This window comes from Actinoplanes sp. NPDC049265, from assembly GCF_043197135.1.
GTDB lineage: Bacteria > Actinomycetota > Actinomycetes > Mycobacteriales > Micromonosporaceae > Actinoplanes.
Map to the genome: position 1 here is coordinate 154,198 of NZ_JBICSP010000017.1, position 12,542 is coordinate 166,739.

Annotated in this window: 10 protein-coding genes; 5 read left to right on the forward strand and 5 right to left on the reverse strand. The window is 71.0% G+C overall.

Going from position 1 to position 12,542, the window contains the following annotated elements; translation table 11 throughout:
- Position 1: 1 nt before the first annotated feature.
- Positions 2-925 carry a type II secretion system F family protein gene (locus ACGFIO_RS33180; protein WP_392832384.1) on the forward strand — a complete coding sequence of 308 codons (924 nt, stop codon included), beginning with the start codon at positions 2-4 and terminating at the stop codon, positions 923-925.
- Here ACGFIO_RS33180 and ACGFIO_RS33185 read toward each other — a convergent pair.
- Complete coding sequence (locus tag ACGFIO_RS33185; protein WP_392832387.1) at positions 825-3,527, reverse strand: transglycosylase domain-containing protein; 2,703 nt, start codon at positions 3,525-3,527, stop codon at positions 825-827. The two genes, ACGFIO_RS33180 and ACGFIO_RS33185, sit on opposite strands and share 101 nt — an antisense overlap.
- 350 nt (positions 3,528-3,877) lie before the next feature.
- On the opposite strand from ACGFIO_RS33185, the gene ACGFIO_RS33190 reads away from it, so the two are divergent.
- Entirely contained in the window at positions 3,878-4,312 is a 435-nt protein-coding gene (locus tag ACGFIO_RS33190; RefSeq protein ID WP_392832390.1) for a response regulator, read from the forward strand.
- 1 nt (position 4,313) lies between these two features.
- On the opposite strand, the gene ACGFIO_RS33195 is transcribed toward ACGFIO_RS33190, so the two are convergent.
- The 4 genes from ACGFIO_RS33195 to ACGFIO_RS33210 form a co-directional block, all read right to left on the reverse strand.
- A complete protein-coding gene (locus ACGFIO_RS33195; RefSeq protein WP_392832393.1) occupies positions 4,314-4,865 on the reverse strand; it encodes a hypothetical protein in 552 nt (183 codons plus the stop codon).
- Positions 4,865-5,884, reverse strand: coding sequence for a LuxR C-terminal-related transcriptional regulator (locus ACGFIO_RS33200; protein ID WP_392832396.1), 1,020 nt, complete (start codon positions 5,882-5,884; stop codon positions 4,865-4,867). The genes ACGFIO_RS33195 and ACGFIO_RS33200 overlap by 1 nt, the downstream gene beginning before the upstream one ends.
- Before the next feature lie 381 nt (positions 5,885-6,265).
- Complete coding sequence (locus ACGFIO_RS33205) at positions 6,266-7,264, reverse strand: 3-oxoacyl-ACP synthase III family protein (RefSeq protein WP_392832398.1); 999 nt, start codon at positions 7,262-7,264, stop codon at positions 6,266-6,268.
- 280 nt (positions 7,265-7,544) lie between these two features.
- The gene (locus ACGFIO_RS33210) at positions 7,545-8,690 is read right to left on the reverse strand and encodes an MHYT domain-containing protein (RefSeq protein WP_392832401.1); all 1,146 of its coding nucleotides are present in this window, start codon (positions 8,688-8,690) and stop codon (positions 7,545-7,547) included.
- A gap of 322 nt (positions 8,691-9,012) precedes the next feature.
- Between ACGFIO_RS33210 and ACGFIO_RS33215 the strand changes: the two genes are divergently transcribed.
- The 3 genes from ACGFIO_RS33215 (at position 9,013) to gcl (ending at position 12,477) form a co-directional block, all read left to right on the forward strand.
- The gene (locus ACGFIO_RS33215) at positions 9,013-9,798 is read left to right on the forward strand and encodes a hydroxypyruvate isomerase family protein (protein WP_392832402.1); all 786 of its coding nucleotides are present in this window, start codon (positions 9,013-9,015) and stop codon (positions 9,796-9,798) included.
- Positions 9,798-10,673: a 2-hydroxy-3-oxopropionate reductase gene (locus tag ACGFIO_RS33220; protein ID WP_392832405.1), complete on the forward strand. Its 876-nt coding sequence runs from the start codon at positions 9,798-9,800 to the stop codon at positions 10,671-10,673. The genes ACGFIO_RS33215 and ACGFIO_RS33220 overlap by 1 nt, the downstream gene beginning before the upstream one ends.
- Before the next feature lie 118 nt (positions 10,674-10,791).
- A complete protein-coding gene (gene gcl / locus ACGFIO_RS33225) occupies positions 10,792-12,477 on the forward strand; it encodes a glyoxylate carboligase (protein ID WP_392832408.1) in 1,686 nt (561 codons plus the stop codon).
- Positions 12,478-12,542: the final 65 nt, after the last annotated feature.

A 12,542-nucleotide genomic window follows, 5' to 3' on the forward strand; every position in this document is an offset into this window, starting at 1 on the left:
CATGGCGTCGCTGATCGTGCTGACGGTGGCCGTGCTGTTCGCCGCCGCGTCGGTGAGTCTGGCGGTGCTGGCCGTCGCGTTGCCGCCGACCCGGGGCGAGCGGTTGCTGCGGACGCTGGCGGCGTTCGGGCGTACCCGCGGGAAATTGATCGACGACCGTGGCCCGCGCTGGGACGAACGTCTGCGCCGCTCGGCCGTGGCCGGGCTGGACCGGCTGGGCCGGGCGGTCACCCCGAGCGGTGCGCGGGCGCGGCTGAGCCGGCTGCTGGACTACGCCGGCAACCCGGACGACCGGCCGCTCGAGGTGGTGATCCGCCGCCGGGCCCTGCTGCTGCTCGGGGTGGGCGTGGGCGGGGCGCTGTTCGGGGCGATCCTGGCCGGTCCGGCCGGTGCGCTGCTCGGCGGTCCGGCCGGTGCGGTGCTCGGCCTGTTCGTGCCCGACCTGGCCCTGCACGAGCTCGGTGGGAAGCGGCAGCGGGAGCTGGCCGCGTCGCTGCCGGACGTGCTGGACGCGATGGTGATCGGGGTGGAGGCCGGGCTCGGCCTGGACGCGGCCATGCAGCAGGTGGCCGAGAACCTGACCGGGCCGATGCCCAGCGAGGTCAACCGGGTGTTGCAGGAGATGCGGATCGGCATTTCCCGTACCGACGCGCTGCACGCCCTCTCCGAGCGCACCACGGTCCGCCCGCTGCAGAACTTCGTGACCGCCATCGTGCAGGCCGGCGAGCTGGGTGTGCCGATCGCGAACGTGCTCCGGGAGCACGCCCGCGACCAGCGCGTCAAGCGTCGGCAGGAGGCCGAGGAACGGGCTCAGAAGGTCCCGGTCAAGCTCCTGTTCCCGGTGCTTTTTTGCCTGTTTCCCGCGATTTTTGTGGTGATCCTTGGTCCCGGAGTTCTTCGTCTCCTGGCGGCGCTGAGTCGATGACCTCGGGCCGGACCGGATCGACGGGCGGCTGCTCCTCGACCGGCGGCGCCGGCTTCTCGGTCACGCCCTGCTCCGGCTGCTCCTTGGGCGGATTCGAGTGCGGCAGCGGCCGCGCGGCGACAGTCTTCTCGGGCAGGTCGAAGGTCCAGCCGTCGGCCAGCAGCTCGGGAATCAGCTTCTTGAGCGCGGTGACGGTCTGGGAGCGGTCGCCGCCGCCGTCGTGCACGAGCACCACCGCGCGGTCCTCGAGCTGCTCCTTGATCCGCGTGCGGATGACGTCGGCCCCGGGCGTCGTCCAGTCGTCCGGGTCGACCACCCAGCCCAGCGGCGTCATGTGCATCGCCGCGCCGGCCTTGGCCGAGGCACCCCAGCTGCCGAACGGTGCCCGGAACCAGGAGACGGTCCGGCCCGGCGCCGCCTTGGCCAGCGCGTCCTGCGTCCGCTGGATGTCGGCTCTGGCCGCCGCCTCGGACAGGGCGCCGAGGTCGTCGTGCTTCCACGAGTGGTTACAGAGGCCGTGGCCCTCGGACACCACCCGCTTGACCAGGTCCGGGTGCTGCTCGACCTCCTCGCCGACCATGCAGAAGACGCCCTTGATGTGGTACTGCTTCAGCAGGTCGAGCATCGCCGGGGTGAACTCCGACGGCCCGTCGTCGAAGGTCAGCGCCAGCCGCTTGCCCGCGTGGGCGGTGTGGATGACCGGCACGTCCGGGCCGAGCGGCTTCGCGCCGATCCCGCCCTTGGTGCCGGTGGACGGCTTGCTCCGGCCGGCGTCCCCGACGTCGGTACGGCCCACGTTGGCCGGCGGCGGCAGGGCCTCGACCGGCGCGCCGTGCAGCGAGGCGGTGGTGAACGCCTGCCACATCTTGGCCGGCAGCGTCTCGCCCTCGATCGGCTTGCCGGCGGCGTCGCGCAGCGGTCCCGGCTTCTCCTTGCCCAACCAGATCGTGGTGGCCAGTTCCGGGGTGTAGCCGGCCATCCAGGCGTCCTGGTTCTCCTTGGTGTCACCCCAGGCCTGGGTGCCGGTCTTGCCGGCGGCGGGCCGCTTGGGTGACACGCCGTCGCGGCGGACCACCGAGCTCAGCACCGTGCTGACGTCGGCCGCCACGCCCGGCTTGAGCACCACCTCACCGACCGGGACGGCCTGGTAGAGCTCGCGGTGGTCGGCGGCGCTCACCTTCTCGACGAAGTACCGGTCGTAATGGGTGCCGCCGGAGGCGAACGTGGCGTACACGGTGGCCAGGTCGGCCGGCGCGACCGGGTACCGGCCGATGGAGATGTCCGGCCGGGTCCGGCCCGGCTTCGGGTCGCCCTTGACGTCCACCATGGAGCGCTGGCCGGCGTAGGCGTCCGGAATGCCCAGCCGGACCGCCATCGAGCGCACCGCGTCGGCGCCGAGCTCCTCGGTGACCGCGTAGAACGGGGTGTTCAGCGACTCGACCATCGCCGTCTCCAGCGTGCAGTTGGGGCACTGCGCGTTGGCGTGATTCTTCAGGGGTACGCCCTGACGGCCCGGAAAGATCCGCGGCGAGCTGCCGTCCCAGCGGGAGTTGTAGCCGATCCCCCGCTCCAGCGCGGCGCTCAGCACGATCGGCTTGAACGTGGACGCCGCCGGGTGCGGCGCGGTCGCGTAATCGTAGTAGCCGCGGCCCTGGTCGCTGCCGAAGTACGCGCGGACCGCACCGCTGCGCGGGTCGAGGGCCACCAGCGCGCCGCGCAGCCCGGCCGGCTGGACCTGGAGCTGCTGCGTGACCTGCTGCACGGCGGCCGGCTGGGCCACCCGGTCCAGCGTGGTCACCACCGACAGGCCCTTGGTGTGCAGGTCCTGCGAGCTGATGCCGCGCGCCTTGAGCTCGTTCTCGATCTGGTCGACGACCACACCGTTCTTGCCGCCGACGTTGGTGCGGGTCAACGTCACCGCGGGGTACGTCAGGCCGGTCGGCAGCCACTTCGCCTCGGCGGCGGCCTTGGCGATCCACAGGAAGCGGTTCTTCGCGGCCCGGGCGTCGACGGCCGGGTCGAAGTGGTACGGGTCCTTGATCACCGCGGCCAGCACCACGCCCTGGGCCGGGGTGAGCTGGTCCGGGCGTACGCCGAAGTAGGCGTTGGCCGCCGCCGCGATCCCGTACGCGCCGCGGCCGAAGTAGATGGTGTTCAGGTAGCGCTCGAGGATCTCGTCCTTGCTGTACCTGCGCTCCAGCTTGACCGCGATAGCCATCTCGCGGGCCTTGCGGTCGACCGAGAAGTCCTGGGTCAGGTAGGCGTTGCGGGCGAACTGCTGGGTGATGGTCGAGGCGCCCTCGTGACCGCCCTTGAGGTCGGAGACGATCGCCCGCAGCACGCCGCGCACCGAGACGCCCCCGTGGTCGGCGAAGTCGCGGTCCTCGGCCGCCAGCACCGCGTGACGCACGGCCGCCGGCACCGCCGACAGCGGCACGTCGTTGTGGTCGGCGGTGCCCACCCGGGCCAGGATGGTCTTGCCGTCGCTGTAGTAGAGCACCGACGCCTGCGGGCCGGGCGGCTCGTCGCGCATCGGCACGGAGGCGACGTACACCTCGGCCGCGCCCCAGCCGGCCCCGCTCACCAGCGCGAGCACGACCATGGTGCGGATGATGATCCGCTGCCACTTCGGGCGATGCCTGATCCGCCATCCGAACCAGCTCGGGCGGCGGTGGCGGAAGTGAGGGATGGGGGGGATTCGGCTCACGTGTCGGTGACGCGTCCGATGTTCGATTCGGTGGCCTCGATATCGCGACTACCTTCGGCTGCGACTCCGTCACTCCGGCTCGCCCGGTGTTGAGCTGCCGTTACCTGTTCGTTGCATGAGGGCCGTATGAGACATGTCTCGTTTCGCACGGCGCTCACGGACCGGTGATTTCCTACCGGGTGGCCATGGAACGGATCCGAGGCCGGGCCCTATGCTTGCGCCACTGCAAACAGAGGAGAAGTCGGGTGCGGAGCCTCCAGATCCTGGTCGTCGACGATGACGACGCCGACGCGCTGATGATCGAGGAGGCACTGGGAGCCACGGAGCGCAGCGCCACGGTCACCCGGGTGGCCGACGGCCGCGAAGCGCTCGAATACCTGCACCGCGAGGGGCCATACACCGGCGCGCTGCGCCCCGACCTGATCCTGCTCGACCTCAACATGCCGCGGATGGACGGCCGGGAGACGCTCGCCGCCATCAAGACCGACGACGAGCTCAAGGCCATCCCGGTGGTCATCCTGACCACGTCGGGCGCGGCGCCGGACATCGTGGCCAGCTACCAGCACCGCGCCAACGCCTATGTCACCAAGCCGTTCGGCCTGGACGACTTCGAGGCCACGGTCCGTCAGATCGACCGGTTCTACCGTGAGGTGGCGATCCTGCCCCGGCAGGACGACTGACTCACACGCAGGCGCCGCACTCCGGGTTGGGATCGTTCCCGCCCGGATGGCCGGGCGACACCGGCAGCGAGACGAGCGGGTTGTCGGCCGGCAACGGCGTGATCACGACCCGGTGGTCCGGATCGAGCTCGGTCCGAACGCAGGCGACCCGGTTGTACGTCAGGCCGGCGACCAGGCAGACCGCTCGCACCCCGCCGAGACTTCCGTCGGCCTGGTCGTTGCCGTCGCGGTAGCCGGGCGCCAAGTATTGAGTCACACCCGGCCCGTCGAACGGCCGTAGCGTGCTGCTCCGGATGTGACCTCCGCGCTGGTCGTACTCCGCGAGTCCCCAGCGACCCGCGGCCAGATCCTCCGCAGGGGTGCCCGCGCACGGCTGGATGCGGACCACCAGCGGGGTCCGACCCGGGTCGGCCGGTGGCCGCTCCCCGGCCTCCAGGGTGCCGGTCGCGCAGATGTTGGTACCGGGCGGGACCGGCAGGGCCGCGGCGGGCTGGGCGCAGGCCAGGACGGCGACCGGCACCACGATGAGGGCCGGCGACAGACGACGGAACATCAGTTCTCCTCGGAAGAGATATCCAGTGGCACAGGGGTGGCCCGCGCGGCCCCGAGGACCAGCCCGAGCTGGAAGCGGTTCTCCACGCCGAGCCGGTCCATCAGGTTTCGCATGATCTTGGTGACGAGCCGGGTGCTGATCCGCATCTCGGCCGCCGCCTGCACGTCGGTGCGGCCCCGGGCCAGCCGGCCGACCAGTTCCTTCTCGCGTTCGTCCAGAGCGATCTCGGGCAGGCCGGCCTCCCGTGGGTCGGTGGCCGCCAGCCAGTGATGTTCGAAGAGCATGACCAGCGCGCTGACCACGCCCGGTTGACTGATCTCGAGGTAGCCGCGCTCCAGATCGGCCGGGTCGGCCGGGAAGAGCGCGTACCGCCGATCGATGACCAGCAGTTTCATCGGTAGCTCGGGCGCCTCGCGGTAGCCGAGGAACGGGTGGCCGAAGACCGAGGTGTCCACGTGCAGGTCGCCGTCGGCCGGTGGCAGGCCGAGCACGCGCATGCGTACGCCGCGCTCGATCACGTTCCGGCTGAGCGGCGCGGCCGCCTGCGCCGAGGCGGTGTCGAAGGACTGCTCGGTGTTGATGGCCAGGTGCTCGACCCGCTCGGTGGCCATCAGCTCGGCCAGCCGGCGCCGGGTCACCGCACGGCTGGGCAGGTAGCGCACCCCGTCGCCCAGATTCGGCCGGCCCACCGCGCCCTCGACTATCGCGTGGTGGGTGCGGATCTGCGCGGTGCGGTCGGCCAGCCGGATCCGCCGGTGGCGCAGCTCCTGGATCACCTCGGCCGGCGGGCGGGACGCCCACACCGTACGAAGGTCGGAGATCGCCCCCACGGCGCGCAGTTCGGCGATCGCGGCATCCACCCGCCGGGGCGCGAGGCCGAGTTCGGTCGCCAGCGCCGACGCGGCGTGCGGCCCCATCGTGACCAGGGTGCGGTAGACCAGATCGGCGTCGCTGGTCAGTCCCCACCGTGCTAAATCCGGAATCGCCGCACCGATCGGCACGGTCGTACGTGTCGTCATGGTCACCCCCGTGATATATCGACGGCGATCATGCAACCACAGCGGGCGACAGCCATCGACCCCTGTCCGCTTTGTCCCCGGGCCGTGCTGTTTACCGCACGCCCGCCCCCTCACCTCCAACCCCGAGAACAGTGGTGGCCCCGGGCGGCATCCGACTCTCGGATGCCGCCCGGGGCTACCACTTGTCGGTTGGGCGGCGCCCACAGAGGCAGCCGACGCACTCCGGGCTGGTGTGGGGATACGCCCCGGGGGGGCAACGGCACCTTCTTCGCGCCCGGCGGCTCGGGATCGAACCCCGGAAAGTCGGCGTTCGTCGGGACCGACAACAACGACAAGGTCGACTGCATCGTCAAGGAACAGTCCAGCCCCGGGAGCTCCTGGTCAGGCGGCGGTGTGCCAGCGGAGGACCGAAGCGCCCACCGCCATGCCGCCGCCGAAACCGGCCAGCAGGACCAGCTCGCCGTCGTGCAGGGCGCCGGAGCGGACCGCCGCGTCCAGCGCCACCGGCACCGAGGCGCTGCCGACGTTGCCGTACCGGTCCAGCGTCAGGTGGGTGGTGGCGCCGTCGAGCGAGGCCAGGTCGACCAGCTCGCGCAGCATCACGCCGTTGGCCTGGTGCGGGACGAAGTGGTCGACGTCCTTGGCGTGCAGGCCGGCCCGGTCCAGCATCTCGGCCAGCACCGGCGGGACGTGCTCGGCGACGAAATCGCGTACGCCGCGGCCGTCCATCCGGAAGAAGTGCTCGCCGTTGTCGACCGTCTCGTGCGACGCCGGCTTGCGGCTGCCGCCCGCCTCGACCCGGATCAGCTGATGGGCGGCGCCCCGGCTGACCAGCTCGGTCTCCAGGATGCCGTACCCGTCGGGCACCGAGCCGACCACCGCCGCGCCGGCGCCGTCGCCGAACAGCACGGCCGTACGCCGGTCCTGGAAGTCGAGGATCCGCGAGTAGACGTCCGAGGCGATCACCAGCACCTTGGCGCCGGGCTGGACCGCCACCAGGCTGCGGGCCATGGACAGGGCGAAGACGAAACCGGCGCAGACCACGTTGATGTCGAAGCAGGCGGCCCGGTCGGCGCCGATCAGATCCTGTACGAGGCTAGCCGTCGGCGGTTGCGGAGAGTCACCGGTTGAGGTGGAGACGATCACGTAGTCGAGGTCCGTGGCGGCCACTCCGGCGGCTTCCAAGGCGGGGATCGCGGCCTTCGCGGCGAGGTCCGAGGCGGCCTCGTCCGGTGCCGCGAAACGGCGCGCCTCGATCAGCGTCTTGCGTGTCACCCACTCCGGGTCGGCCCCGGGGACCAGGGTGGCGAGTTCGTCATTGGTCACCTCACGGGACGGGAGGTACGAACCGGTGCCGAGGATTCCGACGCCCACGGGCATGCCACCACCTACGTAACAGGACAGCGGTCCACCGAAACGCCGCCGTCCCTTCGATCGTTGATCAGTAGTCACCCAGCGTCATCACCCGCAAGGTCATCCCGGTTGCCCGGTCGGCCTACTGTTCACGCCGACCTGGCATCCGCGGACGGCAAAAACGCCATCGCCGGGCCCGGTCGGGCCCGGCGATGGCGCCTTCTCGTCGATGCGGCTGCCTTCTTGTCGGCGGCCTTTTACTTGTCGGCGCGTCACTGTCGACGCGGCTTACTTGTCGGCACGGCTTTTACTTGTCAGCGCGGTCGCGGAAGGTCCAGCTGCTGTTCGCGCTCGGCATCCGGCGCGGGCCCTGCAGCTTGCGGGTGTGCTCGTCGCCGTCCGCGTGGGCCTGCGCCGCCGCCTCGGCCTGCTCGCGCTGCAGCGATCCGAGCTGCTCGCCCAGCGACGGGCCGGAGTTCGTGCGCTGCTGCGGCACCGCCGGCGGCTGGTGCTGCGGCAACGCCGCCTGCCGCTGCTGCTGGATCGGACGCGAAGCGTTCGCGGGCGCCTGCCGCGGGATCGGACGCGGGGTGTTCGTGGGCGGCTGCTGTGGGATCGGACGCGGGGCGTTCGCGGCCGCCTGCTGCTGGATCGGACGTGGCGCTTCACCGACGGCGTCAGGGCCGTCCTGCCGGGCGGCCAGATACGCCAGCCCGGCCCGATCCTCGTCGGTGGGCGCCGCCATCAGCGCGTACAGCAGGCCCAGCACCGCGAAGACCACGGTCAGCCCGATCGGCAGGATGAGCTGCGACGCCGCCGCACCGGAGGGCGGCGTGACGGCCGGCTCCAGGTGCACCGACATGGCCGACATGCCGGTGAAGTGCATGCCGTTCACCGCCACGCCCATGATCAGGGCGGCGGCCAGGATGGCCGGCGCCTTGCGGACGGTCACGGCCAGCCACAGCGCGACGGCCGCGGCGACCACCGCGATGCCGATCGACATGCCGACCCGGGTGATGCTGTAGTCGATCTCGCCGTCCAGCCGCATCGCCGCCATGCCGGTGTAGTGCATGCCGGCCACGCCCAGGCCGGCCAGCACTCCGCCGCCGACGATCCGCAGCTGCCGGGCGCTGGTGCCGTTCAGCGCGATGGCCAGGCCGATGCCGACCGCCACGATGCCGAGCAGGGCGCTGGCCGCGGTCAGGCCGACGTCGTACCGGATCGGGGTGCCGACGACGTCGAATCCGAGCATGGCGACGAAGTGCATCGTCCAGATGCCGGTGCCGCCGATCGCGACCGCGGCCAGAATCAGCCAGAAGTTCCGGGCGCCGGGACTGTTCGCCGTCCGGAACCGCACCGCACAGGTCAGGCCCAGTAAGGACCCGAGCACCGAGAGCACATAACTCGCGGTGGGGGTGACCCATCCGTGAGCAAGGTGATGGATCTCCGCCATGATCCAGCTTCCCCTTCGTTCGCCAACCGCGATGCATGATGCCTGCACCGCCCCCGATCTGCATAACTGTGGGATGCATCGAGTTCAGAATCAACCCTTCGGCCCAGCCGCGGATCACCGTTCGCCGCGCTCGCCGCCCGTGGCGCGGCCGACAAAACGGGTGTATCGGCGCAGGAAAATTCACCTCGGATTTACCGGGCCGCTCGCGCCGACGTCGCATCAGTCATCGAATGATCACGGGCCGCTGACCTTCGGCCCCACTGGCCGCCTCTTGCTCCGTGTCCAGCTTGACGTAGCTCCATACTGCATACAGGATACCGGAATGTACGACGTGAATCTGTCCATCCTCTTCACTGAGGTGCCGCTGCTGGAGCGCCCGGCCGCGGCCCGCGCCGCCGGATTCGACGCGGTCGAGTTCTGGTGGCCGTTCGACACCGCCCAGCCCGGTGACGCCGAGGTCGACCGGTTCGTCACCGCCGTACTGGACGCCGGGGTCCGGCTGGTCGGGCTCAACTTCTTCGCCGGCGACCTCCCCGGCGGCGACCGGGGGCTGGTGTCCTGGCCCGGGCGTACCCAAGAATTCCTGGACAGCGTCGCCATCGCCGTGGAGATCGGGGTGCGCACCGGCTGCCGGTCGTTCAACGCCCTCTACGGCAACCGGCTGCCCGGCGCCGACCCCGGACAGCAGGACGACATCGCGATCGAGGCGCTCGCGCACGCCGCCCACCACGTGGCCCGGATCGACGGCCAGATCGTCATCGAACCGCTCAGCGGGGCACCGCGCTACCCGCTGCGCAAAGCGGCCGACGCGCTCGCCGTGATCGACCGGCTCCCTCGCCGGGACAACCTGCGGCTGCTGGCCGACCTCTACCACCTCGCGGTCAACGGCGACGACCTCAGCACGCTGCACGAACTCACCCCGCGGATCGGGCACGTGCAGATCGCCGACGCGCCCGGCCGCCACGAGCCCGGCACCGGCCACGTCGACCTGCTCGGCGTCGTCCGGCGCCTGCACGCGCACGGCTACCGCGGTCACGTCGGACTCGAATACATCCCCAGTTCCGGTACCGCCGACAGCTTCGGCTGGCTGAGCAAGGAGGTCGTGTGATGGACGTCGGGTTCGTCGGACTCGGGATCATGGGGTCGCCCATGGCCAGCCACCTGGTCGCGGCCGGCCACCGGGTGGCCGGCTTCGACCGGCAGCCGGAGCCGCTGCGGCAGTTCGGCGCGATCGGCGGCCGGGTCGCCGGCAGCGTCGCCGACACGGTCACCGACGCCGAGGTGGTGATCACCATGCTGCCCGACCATCCGCAGGTCGAACAGGTGGCGTACGGCGAGGACGGCATCCTGGCCCGGGCCAAGCCGGGCACGCTGCTGATCGACATGAGCACGATCCGCCCCGAGACGTCGATCGCGGTGGCCCGCGCGGGCGCCGAACGCGGGCTCCGGGTGCTGGACGCGCCGGTGTCCGGCGGCGAGGTCGGCGCCAAGCAGGCGACCCTGTCCATCATGGTCGGTGGTACGCCGGACGACGTCGCCGCCGCCCGCCCGCTGCTGGAAGTCCTCGGCCGCACCGTCGTGCACGTCGGCGGGCACGGCGCCGGCCAGGTCGTCAAGGCGGCCAACCAGCTCGTCGTGGCCGGCGTCTACGGTCTCGTCGGCGAGGCCATCGTCCTGCTGGAGGCGTCCGGCGTCGACCCCGCGAAGGGCCTCGACGTGTTGGCCGGTGGGCTGGCCGCGAGCCGCGTGCTGGACCTGAAGCGGGCGTCGATGATCGCCCGCGAGTTCCGGCCCGGCTTCCGGATCGACCTGCACCACAAGGACATGGGCATCGTGCTGGACGCCGCCCGCCGCGCCGGCGTGGCGCTGCCCCTGGCCGGGCTGACCGCCCAGCTGGTCGCGGCGGCGCGGGCCATGGGCCACGGCGCCGACGACCATTCAGCCCTGCTGACCGTGACCACAGCCCTGTCCGGCCGCGAATGACACCCCCTCGGTGAGCAGAGCCGCTCTGCTCACCAATAGTCGCCAGTGCTCAGAACAGCTCTGCGCACCAATGGTCGCCGGTGCGCTTTCCGCTCGTACCCCGCAGAAAGGTTTTGTCATGCCGAAGATGCCCGCCATGCAGGCCGTCGTCGAGGTGCTCCGGTCGGAGGGCGTGACCACGGTCTTCGGCTGTCCGGGCGCGGCCATCCTGCCGCTGTACCACGCGATGGAGCGCGACGGCCGGATCGAGCACCTGATCGTGCGGCACGAGGAGGGCGCCACCCACATGGCCGACGGCTGGTCGCGCACCACCGGCAACGTGGGCGTGGCGATCGGCACGTCCGGGCCGGCCGGCACCAACATGATCACCGGGCTGTACACCGCGCTGGCCGACTCGGTGCCGATCATCTGCGTCACCGGCCAGGCGGTCTCAGCCAAGTTGCACCAGGAGGCGTTCCAGGCGGTCGACATCGTGGCCGTGGCCGAGCCGGTGACGAAGTGGGCGGTGCAGGTCAAGGAGGCGGCCCAGGCGCCCTGGATCTTCCGGAAGGCCTTCCAGGTGGCGCGGTCGGGGCGGCCGGGGCCGGTGCTCATCGACCTGCCGCTCGACGTACAGCGGGAATTGATCGAATGGGATGCGTCGGTGGACGCGCCGCTGCCGGTGACCCCGGTCCGCCCGCACCTGCCGCGCGTCGAGAAGGCGCTGGACATGCTGCTGGCCGCCGAGCGCCCGCTGATTCTGGCCGGCGGCGGCGTGATCCTGGCCGACGCGTCAGTCGAGTTGCGCGACGTGGCCGAAGAGTTGCGGGTGCCGGTGCAGGTCACGCTGATGGGCAAGGGCGCGCTCGACGACGACCATCCGCTGCATGCCGGGATGACCGGGATCCAGACCTCGCAGCGGTACGGGAACGCGTCCTTCCTGGAGTCCGACCTGGTGCTGGCGGTCGGGGCGCGGTTCGGTGACCGGCACACCGGCGCGCTCGACGTCTATCGGGGCGACCGCAGGTTCATCCACGTCGACATCGAACCGACTCAGATCGGTAAGGTCTTCGGCCCCGATCTCGGCGTAGTTTCGGACGCACGGATCTTCCTCCGCGAGCTGCTCGCAGCGGTCCGGCGGCGGTCCTTTGACAATTCCAGAGAAGGGTGGCTGGCCCGCGTCGAGTCGCTGAAAAAGGAGCTCGGCCGGCGAGACGACTACGACGAGGTGCCGATCAGGGCGCCGCGCGTCTACCGCGAGATCAACGACGTGTTCGGGCCGGAGACCTACTTCGTCACGGCGATCGGGCTCTACCAGATCTGGGGCGGGCAGCATCAGCGGGTGCATGCGCCCCGCCGCTACCAGGTGTGCGGGCAGGCCGGGCCGCTGGGCTGGGAGATTCCGGCGGCGATCGGCGTCAAGAAGGCCGCACCGGATGCCGAGGTGGTCGGCGTGGTCGGCGACTACGGCTTCCAGTTCCTGGTCGAGGAGCTGGCGGTGGCCGCCCAGTACGACATCCCGTTCGTGTTGATCATGCTGAACAACGAGTACCTGGGGCTGATCCGCCAGGCCGAGATTCCGTACGACATCAACTACGAGGTCAACATCCACTACGACACGTACGGTTCGGACAACGTCAAGATCATGGAGGCGTACGGGTGTTCCGGCCGCCGCGTCCTCGATCCCGGCGACATCCGCGACGCCATCGAGTGGGCCCGCAAGGAGGCCGCCCGCACCAGCCGCCCTGCCCTGGTCGAGATCATGATCGAGCGGGAGGCGAACACCCCGCACGGCGCCGCCATCGACTCCGTGCGGGAGTTCTAGACGCGCGTCCCTGTGCGCGGCGGGCGGCGTACCAGCCCAGGGGGAGGAGCACGACGGCGGCCGCG

Coding starts and splice junctions, on each gene's coding strand:
- ACGFIO_RS33195 (WP_392832393.1), bottom strand. CDS start 4,865: ATGTTCCGTCGTCTGTCGCCGGCCCTCATCGTGGTGCCGGTCGCCGTC.
- ACGFIO_RS33180 (WP_392832384.1), top strand. CDS start 2: ATGGCGTCGCTGATCGTGCTGACGGTGGCCGTGCTGTTCGCCGCCGCG.
- ACGFIO_RS33210 (WP_392832401.1), bottom strand. CDS start 8,690: ATGGCGGAGATCCATCACCTTGCTCACGGATGGGTCACCCCCACCGCG.
- ACGFIO_RS33200 (WP_392832396.1), bottom strand. CDS start 5,884: ATGACGACACGTACGACCGTGCCGATCGGTGCGGCGATTCCGGATTTA.
- gcl (WP_392832408.1), top strand. CDS start 10,792: ATGCCGAAGATGCCCGCCATGCAGGCCGTCGTCGAGGTGCTCCGGTCG.
- ACGFIO_RS33220 (WP_392832405.1), top strand. CDS start 9,798: ATGGACGTCGGGTTCGTCGGACTCGGGATCATGGGGTCGCCCATGGCC.
- ACGFIO_RS33205 (WP_392832398.1), bottom strand. CDS start 7,264: ATGCCCGTGGGCGTCGGAATCCTCGGCACCGGTTCGTACCTCCCGTCC.
- ACGFIO_RS33185 (WP_392832387.1), bottom strand. CDS start 3,527: ATGGTCGTGCTCGCGCTGGTGAGCGGGGCCGGCTGGGGCGCGGCCGAG.
- ACGFIO_RS33215 (WP_392832402.1), top strand. CDS start 9,013: ATGTACGACGTGAATCTGTCCATCCTCTTCACTGAGGTGCCGCTGCTG.